This is a genomic window from Lactococcus sp. SK2-659, assembly GCF_020218185.2.
GTDB lineage: Bacteria > Bacillota > Bacilli > Lactobacillales > Streptococcaceae > Lactococcus > Lactococcus lactis.
The window spans coordinates 82,092-102,631 of sequence record NZ_JAIWQZ020000003.1 but is presented as its reverse complement, the minus strand read 5'-3'; the positions used below and the strand labels follow the sequence as shown (position 1 = coordinate 102,631).

At 34.8% G+C, this 20,540-nt stretch carries 12 protein-coding genes; 1 reads left to right on the top strand and 11 read right to left on the bottom strand.

The features are described 5' to 3' along the window. Window positions 1-128: 128 nt before the first annotated feature. The 7 genes from LDP15_RS10525 to argS all read right to left on the bottom strand — a co-directional run bounded on the left by LDP15_RS10525 (window position 129) and on the right by argS (window position 9,647). Window positions 129-1,259, bottom strand: coding sequence for an aminotransferase (locus LDP15_RS10525; RefSeq protein ID WP_136122559.1), 1,131 nt, complete (start codon window positions 1,257-1,259; stop codon window positions 129-131). Between the two features lie 264 nt (window positions 1,260-1,523). Next, window positions 1,524-2,468: a carbamate kinase gene (arcC, locus tag LDP15_RS10520; protein ID WP_012898533.1), complete on the bottom strand. Its 945-nt coding sequence runs from the start codon at window positions 2,466-2,468 to the stop codon at window positions 1,524-1,526. Between the two features lie 31 nt (window positions 2,469-2,499). Further along, on the bottom strand, window positions 2,500-3,444 hold the full coding sequence (gene arcC / locus LDP15_RS10515; RefSeq protein WP_015427127.1) for a carbamate kinase: 945 nt from the start codon (window positions 3,442-3,444) through the stop codon (window positions 2,500-2,502). A gap of 16 nt (window positions 3,445-3,460) precedes the next feature. Then, on the bottom strand, window positions 3,461-5,041 hold the full coding sequence (locus LDP15_RS10510; protein WP_015427128.1) for a basic amino acid/polyamine antiporter: 1,581 nt from the start codon (window positions 5,039-5,041) through the stop codon (window positions 3,461-3,463). 130 nt (window positions 5,042-5,171) lie between these two features. Continuing rightward, window positions 5,172-6,236: an ornithine carbamoyltransferase gene (gene argF / locus LDP15_RS10505; protein WP_004254507.1), complete on the bottom strand. Its 1,065-nt coding sequence runs from the start codon at window positions 6,234-6,236 to the stop codon at window positions 5,172-5,174. Window positions 6,237-6,418: 182 nt separating this feature from the next. Continuing rightward, on the bottom strand, window positions 6,419-7,651 hold the full coding sequence (gene arcA / locus LDP15_RS10500; protein ID WP_015427129.1) for an arginine deiminase: 1,233 nt from the start codon (window positions 7,649-7,651) through the stop codon (window positions 6,419-6,421). A 301-nt stretch (window positions 7,652-7,952) separates the two neighbouring features. Next, window positions 7,953-9,647 (bottom strand): arginine--tRNA ligase, encoded by a 1,695-nt coding sequence (argS, locus tag LDP15_RS10495; protein WP_015427130.1) that lies wholly within the window; start codon window positions 9,645-9,647, stop codon window positions 7,953-7,955. Between the two features lie 67 nt (window positions 9,648-9,714). Between argS and argR the strand changes: the two genes are divergently transcribed. Continuing rightward, window positions 9,715-10,173 carry an arginine repressor gene (gene argR, locus LDP15_RS10490; RefSeq protein WP_004254487.1) on the top strand — a complete coding sequence of 153 codons (459 nt, stop codon included), beginning with the start codon at window positions 9,715-9,717 and terminating at the stop codon, window positions 10,171-10,173. A 182-nt stretch (window positions 10,174-10,355) separates the two neighbouring features. Here argR and murC read toward each other — a convergent pair whose 3' ends face one another. From murC to LDP15_RS10470, 4 genes are all read right to left on the bottom strand, one after another. Beyond that, window positions 10,356-11,687: a UDP-N-acetylmuramate--L-alanine ligase gene (murC, locus tag LDP15_RS10485; RefSeq protein WP_025016838.1), complete on the bottom strand. Its 1,332-nt coding sequence runs from the start codon at window positions 11,685-11,687 to the stop codon at window positions 10,356-10,358. A gap of 203 nt (window positions 11,688-11,890) precedes the next feature. Next, window positions 11,891-12,484: a hypothetical protein gene (locus LDP15_RS10480; RefSeq protein WP_010906281.1), complete on the bottom strand. Its 594-nt coding sequence runs from the start codon at window positions 12,482-12,484 to the stop codon at window positions 11,891-11,893. Between the two features lie 215 nt (window positions 12,485-12,699). After that, window positions 12,700-15,804, bottom strand: coding sequence for a DEAD/DEAH box helicase (locus tag LDP15_RS10475; RefSeq protein ID WP_015427132.1), 3,105 nt, complete (start codon window positions 15,802-15,804; stop codon window positions 12,700-12,702). 253 nt (window positions 15,805-16,057) lie between these two features. Further along, window positions 16,058-20,416, bottom strand: a complete 4,359-nt coding sequence (locus LDP15_RS10470; RefSeq protein ID WP_225513495.1) for a SpaA isopeptide-forming pilin-related protein — start codon at window positions 20,414-20,416, stop codon at window positions 16,058-16,060. Window positions 20,417-20,540 lie beyond the last annotated feature (124 nt).

Sequence of the window (20,540 nt, the reverse complement as noted above, 5' to 3'; positions counted from 1 at the left end):
AAATATAAAAGAGTCTCTTGAATATAGAGACTATTTTATATTCTTCAATTATAATTATACTATCAGTTCTTTATTATACACTTTTTATACACTTTAGTAAAACAGAAATGTATTTTATAAAGAATATATCAAACCTGATATTCTCTCAAAAATTCAGATAAGAGTTTAAGGCCTTGACGTAAGGTTGTTTCATCTGTACAATACCCAATCCTACCATAGCCTGGTAAATCAAAACGGTTTCCAGGAATAATTAGGACACCCTTTTCACGAAGAAGTTGGATTGCAAAATCTTCAGTTTTTGTTGGATCAAGTTCTTCAAATTTAACAAAACTTACAGAGACTGCATTGGGATAAACCATTGAGACTAAAGGTTCATTTTCCACCCATTCTTTCAAAATTGATAAATTACCTTTGACAATTTTACGAGCGCGTTCAAGTACTTTATCTTTATGTTTCAATACTAAAGCCGCTACGGCGTCATCAAATACCCCGGTACAAATCAAGGTATAATCCCGGATTTTTCTAAATTCATTACAAAGGTCACGGTCTTGAGTGGCTACCCAACCCACACGAATTCCTGGTACAGAATAAGTTTTAGAAATAGAGTTAGTTGATATTCCTTTTTCATATAAATCAGCAATAGGTGAATAAGGCGTTTCTTCATCCAGTGGAAGATAAACTTCATCACAAAGAATATAAGCATCAACACTGCGTGCAATTTCAACCACTTCTGACAAAAATTTAGGACTCATGATTGCTCCGGTTGGTTGGGCCGCATTGTTTAAACAAATAAGTTTTGTATTACTTTTTACTAAACGACGTAATTCTTCAATTTGTGGCAACCAATTATTTTCTTCTTTGATATGCCAATAATCAACTTGGGCACCTAATGTTTTAGGCCAATCATACAGTTGTTGATAAGAAGGATATTGAGCAATCACATGATCACCTTGACCAATTAATCCTAAAATTGTAAGGAAATTTGCTCCGGTAGCTCCATTTGTAGATAAAATATTATCCTCTGGCACTCTTTTATAAAGTTTTGCCACTTCTGATTTAAAAGCTGGTGAACCCTCAATCCAACCATAACTGAATTTTTCTTTCATCATCTGTAACATAAAAGCTTCGCCATTATCTTCTTCGAAGGCCAAAACTTCTTCCAAAGATAACGAATCAATGGTTGACTGAGCAATATCAATCGTTGCAGATTTTTCCCAAACATTGAGCCAGTCTTCACAACCAAATTGTACAAGTTCCATAAGTTTTATTTGCAAATTTAAATATTTTTTTAAGAAAAAATCATTTAAATTTGTCTTCCTCTCTTTATTTTTTTACTGACAGATTTAGTAATCATTTTACCTTAATATTTATCGCTGATACTTACATCTTGTCAGTAACTTTATCAATATAAATCGTTTACATGTTAATTGTACAATAATTATTGATAAAATATCGGAAAGTTTATCGATTTTTAGACTACATTTATAAAAAAATGCTACATCAAAAATGTAGCATTTTTATCTTTAAGGAATAATCTTTGTTCCTGAATCATTGTTGAGGAAGTCTTCAAGATTTTCCAAAGAAGTAATTGTTGCAGGACGCCCTGTACGAGCAACAAATTCCATTGCTGCTTCGACTTTCGGAAGCATTGAACCTGCAGCAAATTGACCTTCTTCAATATAAGCTTTCATTTCTGCCATTGTTACTGTTTCTAGTTTTTTCTGATTAGGTTTATTGAAATTAACAAAAACATTATCTACCGCAGTCAAAATCAAAAGATTATCTGCTTCAACAAGTTCAGCTACTTTCGCTGCTGAAAAGTCTTTATCAATAACAGCTTCAACCCCTTCATAACCATCCTTAGTTTCAATGACAGGAATTCCACCACCACCAGATACAGTCACCAAAACACTTGATGAGATTAGTGGCTTAATCGCTTCGGCTTCAACGATACGTGTTGGTTTAGGACTTGGAACTACTCTTCGATAGCCGCGGCCAGAATCTTCAACAAATACCCAGTCGGGGTATTGAGCTTTCATTTCTGCCAATCCTTTTTCGTCGTAGAATGGACCAATTGGTTTAGTAGGTTTTTCAAAAGCTTGGTCATCTTTATCAACAACTGTACGAGTCACTACAGAGATGACTGGAACACGTTCCATATTATTTTTTATCAAAGCTCTTGTAAATGCTTGCCCCATCCAGAAACCAATTTGTCCTTGAGTCATTGCAACAGCTGTATCAATTGGCATAGCTGGATTTTTAGGACTATCCGCTGCTAATTGTTGCAATAAAAGATTTCCGACTTGTGGTCCGTTACCATGAGTGACAACCATTTCCACATCATTATTTCTAATAAGAGGAATTAATTGTTCTGCTGTTGTTTCAAGTGCTTTTTCTTGCGCTTTTGCTGTTGGGTCATCTGTTAAAATAGCGTTACCACCTAGGGCTACGACCATACGTCTTACCATGAAATTATTTCTCCTCTATCTTTTTTCTTATTTAAGGAACAATTCTTGTTCCACTACCAGATTTGACAAAATTTTCAACATTGTCAAGGCTAGTAATTGTAGCAGTCTTACCTGTTCGTTCAACAAAACTGACAGCTGCTTCGACTTTTGGTCCCATTGAACCTTTTGCAAAACGTTCTTCGTCAACATATTTGCGCATTTCAGAAACTTTGACTGTTTCCAAATGAACTTGGTTTTCTTTCCCATAGTTCAAATATACGTCACCACCGCTTGTTAAAATCAAAAGCTCGTCTGCTCCAACCATTTCAGCCAGTTTAGCTGCAGAGAAATCTTTATCAATTACGGCTTCAACACCTTTATAACCATTACCATCTTTAATGACGGGAATTCCACCACCGCCAGAAGCAATCAATAGACTACCAGATTCTAAGATTGGTCCAAAAGCTTTGGCTTCAATAATTTCAAGTGGTTTAGGACTTGGAACAACTCGGCGATATCCGCGACCAGCGTCTTCCATTAATTCCCAATCAGGAAATTGCTTTTTAATTTCTGGCAATTGTTCTTCTGTGTAAAAAGGACCAATTGGTTTACTAGCGTTTTTAAAAGCTGGATCATTTTCATCAACCAATGTTTGAGTCACTGCTGAAATAACTGGATAACGCTCCAAGCCATTATTTGCCATTGCTCTTGTAAATGCTTGAACGGTCCAAAAACCAATCTCACCTTGGGTCATTGCTCCAACTGTATCCAATGGCATAGCTGGATTTTTTTCACTATCTGAACCTAGCTGTTGTAAAAGTAAGTTTCCAACCTGTGGTCCATTTCCATGAGTCACAACCATTTGGCAGTCATTATCTTTAATTAATGGCATCAATTGTTCAGCTGTAACTTCAAGTGCTTCTTTTTGAGCCTTCGCTGATGGGTCTTTCGACAGAATAGCATTCCCACCAAGGGCTACAACAATACGTTTTACCATTTCTGTACCCCTTCGCTTAATTTTTTATTTCTTTTTTGTTAATATCGCTACGAACGACGAAGTAAACAATAAATGTCACTACAATCAGTGGAACAACAGCAACAAGTAATGTATTACCATCAATTCCAAGTGCATCTTGCAAGCCAAGCCAGTTTCCATATACTCCAAAAACAGCAAGGATTCCTAAAACTGTTAAAACAAAAGTTGCAATTAATTCTGCTGTGGACATTTTAGTGCCATATTCTTTTTTGCCCAAAGCATAAAGAATGAAACCAACAGCATAGAGAATTAATGAAAGCCAAACAAATTGCCAACCTGAATAGTACAATGCTAAAATTTGGAAAGCAGCTGCGATGAAACCAATAATAATGTTACTTGTTTTCTTTTCTTGAATCCCTAATTTAAAGAGGTATAAACCAACTAAGGCGTAACAAATCATGATAACAGCAGTACAAAGGTAAACAAAGACATTGTAAGCATCAGCTACAAAATAAGTAACAATCAAGAAGATTTGAACAATTAATTGTGTCAACAAAAGTGAGTTTTTAGGTGCACCTTTGTCATTAAGTTTACCAAACCAACTAGGAAGTAATTTTTGTTCTGACAATTGTTGTGTTGCCTCAACTGGAAGCATTGTCCATGATAACCAAGCACCAAGAAGTGAAATCACCAGACCAATGGCCATTAGTGAGCCACCCCAACCACCAACCATGGCGTTCAAAATATGAACTAAACCAGGTTGTCCTGTGTTTGCTAACTCTTGTTGACTCATAAAACCAAATGGTAATAATGAGAGCAAGATATAAATTACTAACAAGGCAATCAAACCAAGAATTGAAGCTTTACCGGCATCTGATTTACGTTTTGCACGGTCACCCATCATAGCAGCACCTTCAATACCGACAAAGACCCAAATCATAACCATAAGTGAACCTTTGACTTGACTGAATAAATCTCCGCCAGTCATATTTGACCAAGTTAAACTCTTGATGACACCATCAGCATTTGTATTCGCAACGAAATTTTGCCAGAAGTGAGCGCTGAATACTCCAGCTTTAAATGTTACTATTCCAGCAATTACAAAAACAAACAATGGAATCAATTTTGCGATGAGGACAATTGCATTAATAGCAGCAGCCCCTTCAACACCTCGCATAACGAGTAAGGTCAATCCCCACGAAACAATTGAAACAACAATTACTGACAGAATGGTCAAAGAACCATTCTTAGCTTGAAATACGCCGGGGAAGAAATAGTCAACGGAAGTCATCATCAAAACAGCAAAGGCAATGTTACCTGCCCATGCAGATAACCAATAACCCCAACCTGAGATGAAACCAACCATATTACCAAAACCAGCACGTGCATAATCTGATACACCTGAAAGTTCAGGTTTATTTACCACCAAATGATTTAGTGATAAAACCAACATTAAAATACCAAAACCAATAACGATCCATGAAATGATAACACCACCAGGTGATGCATTTGTTGCTAAATCGTTAGAGAGATTGAATACCCCACCACCAATCGCTCCAGAAACAATAATCGCAACTAAAGCAGCAAGGCCAATTCCTTTTTTATTTTCTGCGTCCATATCAATCCTTTCAGTGATTTCAACCGCCAAAACAGTCTAATTTTATCTTAGACTGCTTTCAACGACTTAAATCAAAATCTATCAGTTTACTGACAGCTCTGTCAGTAAACTGACAAATTATCTATTTTAATTATTTAAAATCTTCAGGAACTGCTGGGATAAATAAATTACCCAAAGTTGCAGCCATGATTGCTTTGATAGAGTGCATACGATTTTCTGCTTCTTCAAATTGTCGAGCATATTTAGAACGGAATACTTCGTCAGTCACTTCCATTTCTGTCAAACCATATTTTTCTTTGATTTCTTTACCATATTCAGTTTCAGTATCATGGAATGCTGGTAAGCAGTGCATAAAGATCAATTGACCATTGTCAGCATTTCCAGTCATTTTAAGCATATCCATTGTGATACGGTATGGAGTCAAAAGTTTAACACGTTCTTCCCAGTTAGATTCTCCCATTGATACCCAAACGTCTGAGTAAATAATGTTTGCGCCTTTAACACCTTCTTCAATATTTGAAGTTGCAAGAGGTTTAGCACCTGATTTTTCAGCAAATTTATTTGCAATGTCCATAACTTCTTTAGTAGGATGAAGTGAATCTGGAGCAACAATATGAACATTCACACCAAGCATAGAACCAGTTACGATAAGTGAGTTTGCCATGTTGTTACGACCATCACCTACGTAGACTAATGTCAAACCTTTAAGATGTCCAAAGTTTTCTTTAACAGTCATAAAGTCTGCAATCATTTGTGTTGGATGCCAATCATCTGTCAAACCATTCCAAACTGGAACACCAGAGTATTTTGCCAAATCTTCAACTTCTTTTTGAGAGAATCCACGACGTTCGATAGCATCAAACATTGAACCAAGCACGCGAGCTGTATCTTCTGTTGATTCTTTAATTCCCAATTGAATATCGTTAGCTCCAAGGTATTCTGGATGAGCCCCAAGGTCAATTGCAGCAGTTGTAAAGGCAGCACGTGTACGAGTTGAAGTTTTTGCAAAGAGCAAGGCAATATTTTTACCTTCAAGGTAGTGGTGAGGAATATTTTGTTGTTTCAATGCTTTCAAATGAAGACCAAAATCAACAAGGTAGTTAATTTCAGCTGGTGTGAAATCTTTTTCAGCAAGTAAGCTGCGACCTTGGAATACTGAGTTTACTTCTGCTTTTGTAATAAGTGGTGATGTCATTATTTTTTCTTCCTTTTTCTATTTTTATTATATTTAATGAATTTTTTAAATTACATTAATAAGCTAGTGATTCACTCTTTCCTAAATAATTAATTATCAAATGAATCTATGAAATTATAAGTTTAAAGTATCTCTTCCTAAGTTATCAATGAACTTACGAAGATATTTTTAAATCTTTAAGATTACAAATCTTCACGCCAAAGTGGTTGTGACATACAACGGGCACCACCACGGCCACGACCAAGTTCGCTTGAAAGGATTTCATGAACTTTGATTCCATGCTCTTTCAATAACTCAACAGTTACATAGTTACGGTCGTAAGTAACGATTTCGCCGGGTGCGATAGCAAGTGTATTTGATCCATCATTCCATTGTTCGCGAGGAGCGGCAATTGGATCACCTGCACCACATTCAATTAAGTCAAGTTCTGAAAGATTCAAGACTTTCTTGAGTGCTGCTTTAAGGTCAGTCAAATGTTCAATTTCAACTTCGTCATCTTTACCAGGACGAAGAATGAAGACATTGATATTACCAGCACCATCCATAATTCCTGGGAAGACAGTAAATTGATCATGGTTAATCATTGTAAATACTGTATCCAAATGCATCATTGCATGGTTATGAGGAATTTCAACCGCAAGTACAGTGTCAAATGTTGAAAGTGGGTTTGCAAACAACTCTTTAGCAAGATTTTGAATTGTTTTAGATGAAGTACGTTCTGAAACCCCGATAGCTACTGTTGTTTTGTTAAGAATTAATTCATCACCACCTTCGATACGAGTGGTATGGTTACGATCACGCCAGATTGGAGTATCTTTGAAACGTGGGTGATTAGCCATAACATACTCTGTAATCAAGCTTTCAGGTTGACGAGCTGGGAAGGTCATTTTATTAATGGTCATTCCGACACCCATTGAAGCTTGTGGGTCACGTGTGAAGTAGGCATTTGGTAATGGATTGAGGTAGAAATAATTTTCTGCATCAGATCCTGCCATATCGCTAAGTGCTGTACGTTTGATATCCAATTCATTTTTACGAATGCCAGCATAGATTTTGTCGACCATATCTTTTGTTGACATTGAAGTCAAATATTCAGTCAAACCATCATATGTGCGTCCTGGACGGTAACCCGCTTCGTGTAATAAGTGACTTAAGAATTCTTCTTTTGTTTCAGATGATTTTTCAAAAACTTCTGTTGCAAGATTTTCGATATAAACAGTTTCTGCACCATTATCACGCAAAGTTTGAGCAAAGAAATCATGCTCTTTTTGAGCAATTTTGAGATATGGAATATCATCAAATAAAAGTTGTTTCATTGTGTCTGGGGTAATATTTTCAACTTCCGCACCTGGGCGATGGAGGAGGACTGATTTTAATTTCCCAATTTCTGAGTTAACATTAATTCCATTGTTCATTTTGGAGTATCCTTTCTGATTTCGATTCGGTATTATTGGAATCGTTTACAAGGAAATTATACATCTATGCATATTTTTTGTCAAGCACTTATGCTACACTTTACAAAGGTTTATTCATTTATACATGTTTTTTTATATTCTGACAATTTCACGTTTATTCATTTCTTTTGTTATCATGCGATTCTTAGGCTTTTATTAAAAAAGCTTATTTTACAAAAGTATTTTAAAAAGGCAACAAAAAAATCTCTTATCCTAAAGAATTAAATCTTTTTGATAAGAGATTAAGTGAAAAATTTATTTTTTACATATTTTCAGGTGCAGCAACTCCAAGAAGACGCAATGCTTCTTTCAAGACGATTGAAGTAGCGCTAATCAAAGCCAAACGGCCATCCAATTGAGCATCATCTTCTAAAATGCGAACATGAGCATAATATTTGTTAAAAGCTTGCGCAAGCGAAATTGCATATTTAGCAATAACAGATGGTTCATAATTATCTGCAGCACGTTTAACAACATTTGGGAATTCTTTTAATGCTTTAACAATTTCCCAAGCTTCAGCGTCAGAAACTGCGAGAGAAATATTATTAATATCTACCTTACGGTTTGCTTTACGTAAAATTGATTGAATACGAGCATGTGCATATTGAACATAAGGGCCTGTTTCCCCTTCAAATGAAACCATTTCGTCCAAGTCAAAGTCATAACCGTTATTTCTATCAGTTTTTAAGTCATAAAATTTAACAGCACCAACCCCAACTTGTTTGGCAACTTCTTCTTTATTTTCCAAATTAGGATTTTTGGCTTCAATTTGTTTTTCAGCACGATCAACTGCTTCGTCAAGTGCCATTTCCAATTTCACGACATGCCCTTTACGAGTTGAGAATTTTTTCCCACCTTGAGTTACCATACCAAATGGAACATGCACCATATCGTCAGACCAATCATAACCAGCTTCTTTCAAAACTGCTTTTAATTGTTTAAAGTGATTGGTTTGCTCGCCACCAACAACATAAAGAGATTTCACAAAATTGAAAGTTTTTTTACGGTAAGCTGCTGTGGCAAGGTCACGTGTAATATAGAGTGTTGCACCATCTGTTTTCTTAATCAAAGCTGGATTGAGGTTATATTTTTCAAGGTCAACAATCAAAGCACCTTTTGATTCGTGTAAAAGATTTTTACTTTCTAAATCTTCAACAATGGCATCCATTTTATCACTATAGAAACTTTCACCCATGAAGTGGTCAAAACTTACACCAAGTTTTCCGTAAATACGGTTAAATTCAATCAAAGAAACATCTGAGAACCATTTCCAAATGCGAAGTGCTTCCTCGTCGCCTTGTTCCATTTTAAGGAACCATTGACGTCCTTCTTCATCAACTTCTGGATCTTCTTTAGCTTCAGCATTGATTTTGACATAAAGTTTCAAGAGTTCATCAATCGGATTAGCTGTAATTGTAGCTTCATCACCATATTTCTTGTAAGCTGTAATCAAAAGACCAAATTGTTTACCCCAGTCGCCCAAGTGATTGATTTTGATTGGCTGATAACCCAATTTTTCGTAAATTTTGGCGATTGAATCCCCGATAACAGTTGAACGTAAATGTCCAATTGAAAAAGGTTTAGCAATATTTGGCGCAGACATGTCAATCGGAACATTTCCTCCTTGACCAATATTTGCATCACCGTAATGTTCACCTTCAGTCAAAACTTCTCGAATTACTTCTGAGGCAGTTGCATTTTTATCAAAGAAAAAGTTAACATATGGTCCTACTGCGATAACTTTCTCAAAGCCTTTTGTATCTATCTTCTCAGCAATTTCTCCAGCAATGATTTGTGGAGATTTTCGGAGAGTTTTGGCCAATTGAAAAGCTGGGAATGCTAAATCTCCTAAATCTGACGATTTAGGTTTTTCGATAATAGCCGCGATTTGTTCTACTCCAAGAACACCATCGATTGCAGCAGACAGTGCTTGGCTTACTAATTGTTTTTCATCCATTCATTAATTATACAGAAAAAACACTAATTTTGTCAATATATAGTCCATTATATGGTATAATTATGCTATGAAAAGAGATAAAAGATTAGAAATTATTAAAGAAATTGTGACAAATAATAAAATATCGACTCAAGAAGAGCTTCAATCTCTATTATTAGAACGCGGTGTAGAGGTAACACAAGCTACTTTATCAAGAGATATCAGAAAATTAAATATTATAAAAAAACGGGATAAAGGAGAGAGTTTTTACTCATTTTTGACTTCTGGCAATTCCAAAATTAATTCTGATTTACAGTTGTATTTTTATAATTTTGTTATTTCAGCAAAATCTGTCGGAGCTTTAGTGGTTATTCGGACAAAATTGGGTGAGGCCGATGTGTTGGCGAATGCTTTAGATGACGAACGTGATAGTCGGACAGATATTTTAGGTACAATTGCCGGAGCAGATACTCTGCTCGTTATTTGTGCGTCCGAAAAAGCGGCAAATATTCTTACTGCGGAAATAAAGTATATTTTATTAGGATAATTTTTAAACAAATTAAGGTTCGTTTAAGCGTTTACATTTATACTCATATTACTCCCTAAATAATTTCTTCATAAACCCCTTTGATTCAAGTCGCACTCCCGTGACTTGAATTTTTTTTACTGACAAAAATTGAATATAACAAAAAAAGTACTGACCAAAAAGCTGTCAGTACTTTTTTTATTTTATTGTAAGTTAGTTGAGACTTGGCTAAGTAACTTTTCAAAAGCAAGTTCATATTTTTGAATATTTCCTGCTCCCATAAAAACGTAAACCCCACGGTCATGGTCCAACAATGGCGAAACATTGTCAAGATCAATTACTTTGGCTGGTTTACGAACTTTGTCAGCTAAATCTTGTGCCGTAATTTCATGATGGTCTACTTCACGTGCTGAACCGTAAATTTGAGCAAGGTAAACGGTATCCGCATGGTCAAGCACCTCTGCAAATTCGTCAGCAAATGCAATTGTTCTAGTAAAAGTATGAGGTTGGAAAACAGCAACGATTTCACGATCAGGATATTTTTGACGAGCAGCATCCAATGTTGCTTCGATTTCAGTTGGATGATGAGCAAAATCATCAATAATGACTGTCTCACCTACTTTTTTCTCAGTGAAACGACGTTTCACTCCTCGGAAAGTCAATAAGTGGTCTGCAACTTCCGTCATATCCAACCCAAGATTATGACAAACGGCTACAACTGACAAGGCATTCAATACATTGTGTTTACCATAAGCTGGAACGACAAAATGACCAATTTTTTCACCGCGGAAATAAGCATCAAAAGATGAGCCACGTGTACTTCTGACCAAATTTTCGGCACGATAATCGTCATTAGCCTCAAAACCATAATAGTAAATAGGTGCTTTGGCAGTCAATTTACGTAAGTTAACATCTTCCCCGTAAGCAAAAATACCTTTTTTAATATTATTTGCGTAATCTTGGAAAGCTGAGGTGACATCTTCAATTCCTTCAAAGTAGTCAGGATGGTCAAAGTCAATATTTGTCATAATTGTATATTCAGGATGATAAGGCATGAAATGACGTTCATATTCATCAGATTCAAAGACAAAATATTCACTTCCCTCAATCCCACGACCAGTTCCGTCACCAATCAAGTAAGAAGTGTCCACGATATTAGACATCACGTGAGCTAACATTCCAGTTGTTGAAGTTTTACCATGTGCACCTGCAACTCCGATGCTAGTAAAATCTTCCATGAAATGTCCCAAAAATTCATGGTAACGTTTGAATGGAAATCCATTTTTATGGGCAAATGCAATTTCAACATTGTTATCATCGCGAAAAGCATTTCCAGCAATCAATTCAAATTCGGGCTTAATATTTTTTTCGTCAAAAGGCAAAAGTGGTACGTTAGCTTGTTCAAGACCACGTTGTGTGAAAAAGTAATCTGTTGAGTCCGAACCTTGAACTTTCTTTCCCATTTGATGTAACATTAGCGCAAGTGCACTCATGCCTGAACCTTTAATACCGGTAAAATGATATGTTTTTTCCATGATAAAATTTTCTGTCAGTAATTCTATTTCTTTATCAATCACTGACAGAAATTTCCCTTCTTTTCTTACAATTATTTTTTTATTTACTTAAATTTTTATGAGCTCAAAGACACACAAAATAACTGACAAGTGATATCTCCAAAGTAAATTTTACCATAATAAAATTTAACTTCTCTGTCAGTTTTTTCATTTAAATTTGAAAATTAAACGATTCCACGGTCAAAGATATTTTTCCGCTTATTTTCAAAATAACTTCCTTTTTGTGTGTCATTAGCAGCGGCTCCATGTGGAACTGCCTTCTTCATTCCGCCTTTAGCGACTGCATCAGAAACGTTCATTCCTTGATTTTTCATATCCCGAATTGGGTTATCATTAGCTGAAGGTCGCTTATTCAAAATTGCGGATGTTGAACGACGAACTGTGATATCCTCCTTGTCCCGCTCCAATGGTGAAACATACTGTTTAGGAGGCTTTGGAAGTGTTGCTGCTGCACGTTTTGCCCGTTCTTTTGACTCGTCAACGCTAGTTTTCTTAGGCATTTTATCATAGGAACTTACGCCGTCATGATTAGAGTTTAGCGGACGATGCTGTGTGCTAAAGCTTGTTTTAGCTTTATAAGGTTTGAAACTCTCAGGTCTCTTGGCATCAGTTTTTGGCTTATTATTTTCAATTGAAGCTTCATCCTGAAGGCTGGGATTTCTTGTCAGCAACTGCTGGTTAGTAAAAATTACCCGAGTATCTTTTTGAAGTGCTTCGTCATCACCAATAACTGGAAATACCACTCTTCTTTCTACCATGTTTTGCCCTACTTTTTTATAGTTTGTTTAATCTATTAATTACATTTTAATTCTTTATGAAGATGATGAAAGTTTATCAAAGAACATTGAAAACTCTTGTCTTTCCTAGCTTTTATAGAATTTTTCTTCTACTAGATAAAATATCAAATCAAGATTTAGATTCTAAGATAACCGTTTCAATATCCATTATAGCTTAATTTCTAAGTTTTTTAAAGCTATACTCCAAGAATTTCACGAATTTCTGCTTCACTAAGGACTTTATCCACTGTATCGCCTTCTAAAACATTAGCAATTAAATCCTTTTTACGCTCTTGGATTTCCATAATTTTTTCTTCAATTGTACCTTTGGTAATCAAGCGAATGACTTCTACCGTATTTTTTTGTCCCATCCGATGGGCACGCGCAATAGCCTGTTCTTCAACAGCTGGGTTCCACCACAAGTCAACCAAAATGACGACATCAGCACTGGTTAAATTAAGACCAACCCCACCGGCTTTTAATGAAACTAAGAAAGCATCACGACTACCAGCATTGAAGGCTTGAACCATTGAAAGTCGGTCTTTAATTGGAGTAGAACCAGTCAGTTTATAAGCGGTCATTTCTTGTTCTTCCATCAACTTTTCAATATGTGGAAAAACTTTTGTAAATTGAGAGAAAATCAAAGGACGATGGCCTGAATCTTTAATTTGCGCCAATAATTCTCGTAAACGTTCAAGTTTCCCAGAACTTCCTTTATAGTCATCCATAAATAATGCTGGTGTATTACAAATTTGTCTAAGTCGTGTAATTCCTGCCAGAATTTCAATTCTTGAACGTGATAAAGCCGCACTATCCATTTCTAAAACTTGTTTTTGCATCAATTCGAGTTGTGCTAAATAGATTACTTTTTGATCATCAGCTAATTGGTTATAGACCGTAATTTCCATTTTTTCTGGAAGTTCTTCAAGCACATCTTCTTTTTTACGACGCATAATGAAAGGCTGAATCAATCTTGAGATAACAGATGGTTCCATCTTATTGAATTTTTCACGTTTTGGTAAAAAGCCTGGCATCACCACTTGGAAAATGGCCCAAATTTCTTCAATTCGATTTTCTAGTGGTGTTCCTGAAAGGGCAAAGGTATGTTCAACATTCAGAGCAGATAGTGATTTATTGGTTTTACTACTATAATTTTTGACAACTTGAGCTTCATCCAAAAGTAAGTAATTCAATTTTTTATCCTGATAGTCTTCAAAATCTTTCAAGAAGCTACCATAACTTGTGATATAAATTTGATGTTTTTCTTGAATTTCTTTACTTCGCTCGGCTTTTGTCCCGTCAATAACAGCAAAATCAATCTCATCAGTAAATTTCTCAAATTCACTTGCCCAGTTATAAGTAAGACTAGCTGGTGCGGTAATTAGAACACTCTCATCTTTTTTCAGATTAGAAAGAATAAAAGTAATCGCTTGAACCGTTTTACCTAATCCCATGTCATCAGCAAGAATTCCTCCCAAATTATAATGAGAGAGCATACTCATCCAGCGAACACCCGTTTCCTGATAAGAACGCAAGGAAGCCTTAATATGTTCTGGTTTCTCGTAAGGAAACTCTTCAGGATGCGTCAAGTGTTGATAGAGTGATTTAAATTTTTCAGAGAAGGAAGCTCCACCAATATTTTCAAATATTTTAGAAATTTGAAAACTTCGATTAATATTAACATGCAAACTGCTTCCTTGAATAACAAATTGGTCGTCAAGTTCATTTAATGCAGCTTTCAAGCGGTCAAATTTTTCATTAAAATGATAAAATTTCCCACTTTCACTGATATAAAATTCAGCATTTTCTTGTAATTTTGCAATAACATTTGCAAATTCACCATCTTCAACCTGAGGGATATCAAAGGAAATATCTAAGAGCCCTCCCTGACTATCAATATGAATTTCAGGAACTTCATCCATTCTCATATTTCTTAAAGTTGGCGACAGTTCAATCTGACCAAGTTTTTGAAAAGCAGGTAAGATTTTCAAAAAGAAATTCTCTGATAAATTTTCTGGAATATTTAATGACGAATTAAAAGCCTTAGCAAACTGCAAACGTTCCATCAGCGCAAAAATCTTTTGCTCTTTACGCAAATCTCTTGAAAATTCTAGGGTTTCTAAATCGTGGAAACTATCTATTGAGAAACTTCCATAATCAAAAGTCATTGCCAAACTAATGGTCTGATCTTCCAACAAATCAAAAGTAAATTTAGCATCAAAAGGTCTGACAACAAAATGGTCTGGCGCTTCAATCTCTCCCAAAGTTGATAATTGTTGAAGAGCCTGAGCTAATTTATCCTTATCAGCATATGAAAATTTAATTTGTGATTTTTTAGCAAATTGCTTATCTAAAACAAGGAGCAGACGCCGTTGTTCTTGATTGAGTTTATAAAATACATTATTGGCATAAAGAAGTGAATAATCATAAAAATTATGATAATCCTCACTGTAGAGTTTCAACTCGATATAATCTTGCTGACTTTCAACCTTAAATTTAAAAATCTCCGAATCATTATCAAGGGCTATAAATGTAAAATAATTGACCGTTCTACCTGTAATCTGAAGTTGATAATTCTCTAAAGCTGAAACTAAGTCCATTGCTTCTTCAAGGAATAAAAATGGAATATTAAGATAACGACCATTTTTAATATATAAGGATTTGGTAAGTGCTTCATCGGATTTACTATCAATTTTTAAAAGAAAAGTTAAAAATTCTTGACTTGCTTCATCAAAATTATCAAAAAAGAGGTCAATATAGTGTAGAGAACCCAAAGAATACTGACTATAATTTTTTAAAGCACGTAGAAAATAAGGAATATCTTTAATAACGTATGAGCGGCCCAAATTTTTACTTCTTAATTTTAAATCAAAATACAAAAAATAATCCATTGAAAAATAATCATAAAGCTGACTATTATCCTCAATTTGAACTTCGATAGAGTATTGGTCTGTATTGAAATTTAATTGTGTCTCACCATTTACAGCATCTAAAAAAGCAACATTTTCACCAAAAAGCGCTCGTTCAGCTCCTTTGATTTCTTTGTCTTTTGTTTCCTGACTTCCTTTATCTTGATTTTTTAGATACTCTTCTATCGCTGCAATATGTTTGCAATAGCGGTGGTTTTGTTGAAAGGCTGCACAAGTACAACTATCTTGCGCACCATCTAGGTCATAACTTACCTCTTCACCATCAATTTCTGCTGTTAGTTTAAAATCAGTTTCAATTGGGTCATTTAAGAAGCCTTTCGCATAGAGGGCGATTCCCTCACTTCGCACTCGTGCCGGCATCATTCTACTCATATTTTTATATTTTTCCTCGAATCAATTATTTCAAAATTTTGCGTATATTATACCATAATTACCATTTTTTTGCTAGAATCTTCCTCGTTCTTATCAATTTTTAAAATAAGAGCTGTTTTAGTAAAGAATATCCTCCTCTTTTTACTACTTATTCGGTGTCATGGTTTTGACTGATAATCTTATTATAACAAATATTAAAAATACCGACTAGCTGTCAGTATTTTTTAATCATCATTATTTACAAATATATTTTCTACTTTCCACGATACTTTTTCAATAAGTAAGCTGAGATGATAAGTAGTAACCCAACTCCTCCTACACCGATTGCTCCAAGAGCAGGGAGTTCTATGTTCGGTTTATTTGTTTCTTGCTTATTCTGCATCTCATTATTTTCTTCTTTTTCTTTTTCTTTCTCTTTTTCTTCACTTCCTCCTTCAGCCATTTTGTAATTTGCAAATACTATCCCAATTTCATCTTCCAAATCTCCTTTATATTCTTTAAAGTCTTCTAAACTTCCAAACTCTAGGATTTCTGGATGAGTTGCCGAACGTTTGGCTAATCTAATATGAATGGTAGCTTTATCTGCATATCCTTGTGCCTTATCCATGTATGCCACAATAACAGTGTTAGTCTTTTGATAACCTGTAGGCACCTCCTCTTCACTTATGATATAAAGATTACCTCTAGCCATATGGTCTAAGGTTCTAGAACCCTTTTCAGTAGAAAGAGTGGCTCCTGCTTTGGCATCAATAGAAGTCTTACTACTCGTTGAAATATCATTCCCTGACAAGTCCAAAGTGTCAAGATTTAAACGCTCAAGGCTGTCAAAATCTTGAGTCGGTTCAAACTTCTCAACCCACCTTAAAGCAAATTGGGTGTCCATTGGTCTATTACTTTCTCCATCAACTTTTTTTATTGTAAAACGATGAGTAATATTAGAATGAATCTCAAAAGAAATTAAATATGCTGAGATTTTTTCTTGGAAAGATGAGTCACTTTTTACTTTTTCGACCTGAGAATCAGTACTCTCTAATGCTTTGAATTCTGGGTTCTTTGTTTTAATAAGCGAAACGACACCAAGTGTACTTGGCGTTTGATTGATACTTTCTAGTATTGATTCATCTGGGGTTTCAAGTAAATCTCCACCATCAATTTCAATGTTATTATCTTCTTCATGTTCTTTAAGTTCGTCCATATTTGGTGTTGTGATTATCCATTGGGAGGTTTCTCCAAAATTTGGAAATAATCCAATCGAACTTTTTTTAACCAATTTATATTGAGTATCATACTCTAAGCTAATTGGAGATGTACTTTCTTGACCATTATTTTCATTGTCAATAACAGTTAGCTTGCCATCTGAATTAGATTTTAAGGCTATTGTTTCTCCTGTAAAGTCATTATTAAATGTTTTTAGTATTCTATCAAAACTATTGATTCTTTTTACGGAGTCCGAATCAGTAGACTTCCTACCTAAGCGAGTCAATTCAAAACTTACTCCAGCTAAAGGGGAGGTAAAGTCATCATCTATCTTATCAACTTCTAACTGCAAGGGCGGAACGGCCTGATTATAAAAAATTAGTGTGAGATGCAAATCACCATTTTCTTCTTCATTCAATACTAATCCATTTTTTCCACTTTCATTTTCATCTAAAAATGGAATATCTATACCCTCACTACCAATAGCAACAATGCTTCCATTAAATTTGACTCGGAAAAAGTGAACTTCATCATCTCTGTAATATCCATTTGGGCTAACACTTTCTTGCAAGGCGTATAGACCGGGTAATAGATTATTTGTGATTTCAAGGGGCGTAAGTTGGGTCAATTCATCATCTACTGATTCTATCTGATATAAATTAAAAACTGCTCCATCAAGTTTTTCTTCTGAATCAACTGCTCTTTTATCAATTGTAACAGAGTTTCTAAATTCCTCTATATTTATATCATTAGTGATATTGAGACTAATCATGAATTTATTATAGTGTTCATCTAAAGCGATTTGCTCTCCATCAACTTTTATTATAGGCTGCCCATTTTCAAGCTCAGTTTTTATTTTCCATGGTCCTTCCAGTGAGTGACCGGGCGATTTTATTTCGTGGAGTTGATATTCTTCTCCGTAATTTAAACGGGTCTTATCAAATAAAATTTCACCTTTTTCGTTCGTTACTGCCTTGTCAATTTCTTCTCCTTGACTATTTTTAAGTACAAATTCCACCTCTGACAATGGTTCATTATCATGGTTAGATGTTTTGATTAGCTGTAATCTAAACTTCTCTATGTTAGCAATTGTAGTTTTGTCTTCCCCAATTGTTATCCAATCATATATTTCGCTATTAGGAACAATCTCATCTTTTATTTCATAAATGAATTCTTCGCCCAAAATAGAATACTTAGGTAAATTTTCTAACTGACTCCGCCATTCATCACCCTCCTGAAGCGTAACAGTCTTGGTCCAATCAGATGATATTTGAGCACTTCTTCGGCCTATAAGCAGCTCAACATTCTCAGGTATATTTTCTGAATTAGCTAACCATTGTTTTTCAAGGGTAAGATTTATTCCTGATGATTTTGCTGATGGTACTCCAAAATTTACTTTATTATCTGGGTTACTACCGTTTGGAGTCAACGTCGTTTCTCCATTCATTTGATACCAATAATTAGTTTTAAAATCATCGGTTTCAGTATTTAACCGAACCTGATAATGAATTTGAGCTTCTTGATTTTTCCCAATATTAAGATTTGAAATTTCTAATCCTTTTTCGTTTATCTTACCTGTTGGTAAATTATCAATTGAGTCTTCTCCGACACTGGTAATTTCAAACTTTGTATCCTTATATTCGAACTGAGCACCTAGTGGGTCGAGAATCAATCCATTTGTAATTGTGTTAAATCGACTTAGAACGACATTTGCTTGATTTTTTAAATAATCAGTAATATCATTTGCACTATTTGCATCTTGGTATAATCCTGTCGTAGCTATTAGACTGGTCTGACTTTTGACTTCTTCTTGACTCAGATAGCTTCCATCATTCCCAAGTTGAATTCCAAGTGTATGAATTTCTGAAATCTTTTGTTTAGAAATTTCTGCCTCTCCTAATGTTGCGGCCCAAGTGTCCCGAATTTCGATATTACTTCCACCATTTATATCTTTAACAGAATATGGGCTTTGAATCTTAGAAGTGTTTCCTGGTTCATCTCGGCTTTCAGCAAAGCTTTGACCATAAATGACATTATCAACTTTTGAGGCAGAATTTACTTTGTAACTAAACGTCGGAACCCCATCAGTCATCAAAATCATCATTTTTTGATTATCACTGGAGTCCTGTTCAAGCATCTCAGTTCCCTTGCGAAGTCCCAATTGAGTAAAAGTTCCGCCTGAAAATTGTGGTGCTAATGCTTGATTAATTGATTTAACATGGTTTTCTGATGATACTTTATCTATCGGTACCGTGATATATCCACTAGCTCCCGTTACATAATTCCCGGGACTAGAATATCCAACAATTCCAACATTGACATAATCTGCATAAGCAGTGTTTTGAATCGTTGATAAAAAATCACTCACTCCTTGCCGAACAGCAGTTTCTTTTGCCCCTTGCATCGAGCCTGACATATCAATTACCAAAACAATATCAACTGGTTTTATTGGGTTTTGAACATTTCCTCGAACATTTAAATAAACATCGTATAAGCCTGGTGTTTCTGTTTCTTTTGCATATTTTCTTAAGGCAAAATCGACCGGATTATTAACTCCAGCGTATTCAATATACGAATTTTCTAAATTTGTTGCTTCTCCATTCCAACTATTGACTCCATCCCACTGTGAAGAAAAAGAATTCCAGCCTTGATGATTGACCACTGTTGTATTTCCCGTAGGTATCCAAGAATGATTTGGAGAAATTCCTGTCTCATCTTGTCTATATTCAGGAGAAATATTTTCATAATTTTGCGCTAAATCATTAAAACTAGCCTTTATCCCAAAGTTTGAAGGGTAAGAAAATGCTAATTGTGAATCTTTTTTTAATTGACTAACAGTTTCTTCTTGACTTGACTCGTTATTTAATACTTTTTCTGTATTTTTATTATCCTTCTCTTTTGAATCTGCTTTATTATTTTCTGGAATATATAAGCTAAAAATTGTTGATTCATTCTTCGCTAAAATATCTTCACTGATGACTTCTTGATTGTTTTCAATAAGTTTAGCATCTGCCTGAATTTCTAAGTTTAACAATGAAATAGAGTTGTTAGCTCTAAGTACAATCTTTCCTTCATTTTCTTTTTCAAAATCTGAAATTATTGTGTTTTTTTCTTTAAGTGTCCAGCTTTCATTTTCCTCTATTTCAATAGGCTGATCCCCTTCAAAAGAAAACTTTAACTTTAATTCTTTATCATTTTCTGTTTTATTTATTCTATAATCAATTTCCCATTCGTATTGATTTTCTAAAGCTCGCATACTATATGAGATATTGAATGATTCATCATTAATAAGCTCAACTTTATCTTTATAAATTTTTTGATTTTCTGCAAATACTTGATGACCTTGCAGTAAGTTTGGAACAAAGTTTAGAACTAAGATTATTATACTTAAACAAACCGTCCATTTTTTTATCATCTATCATTCCTTTCTTGCGAATTTCATATTTATCGAAATTATTTTGGTAGAATTCTACTCCTTTCTATTTTTTATCCATGCTTCATATTTGAGTTTTAGATTAAATCTTTTTGATTTATAATTT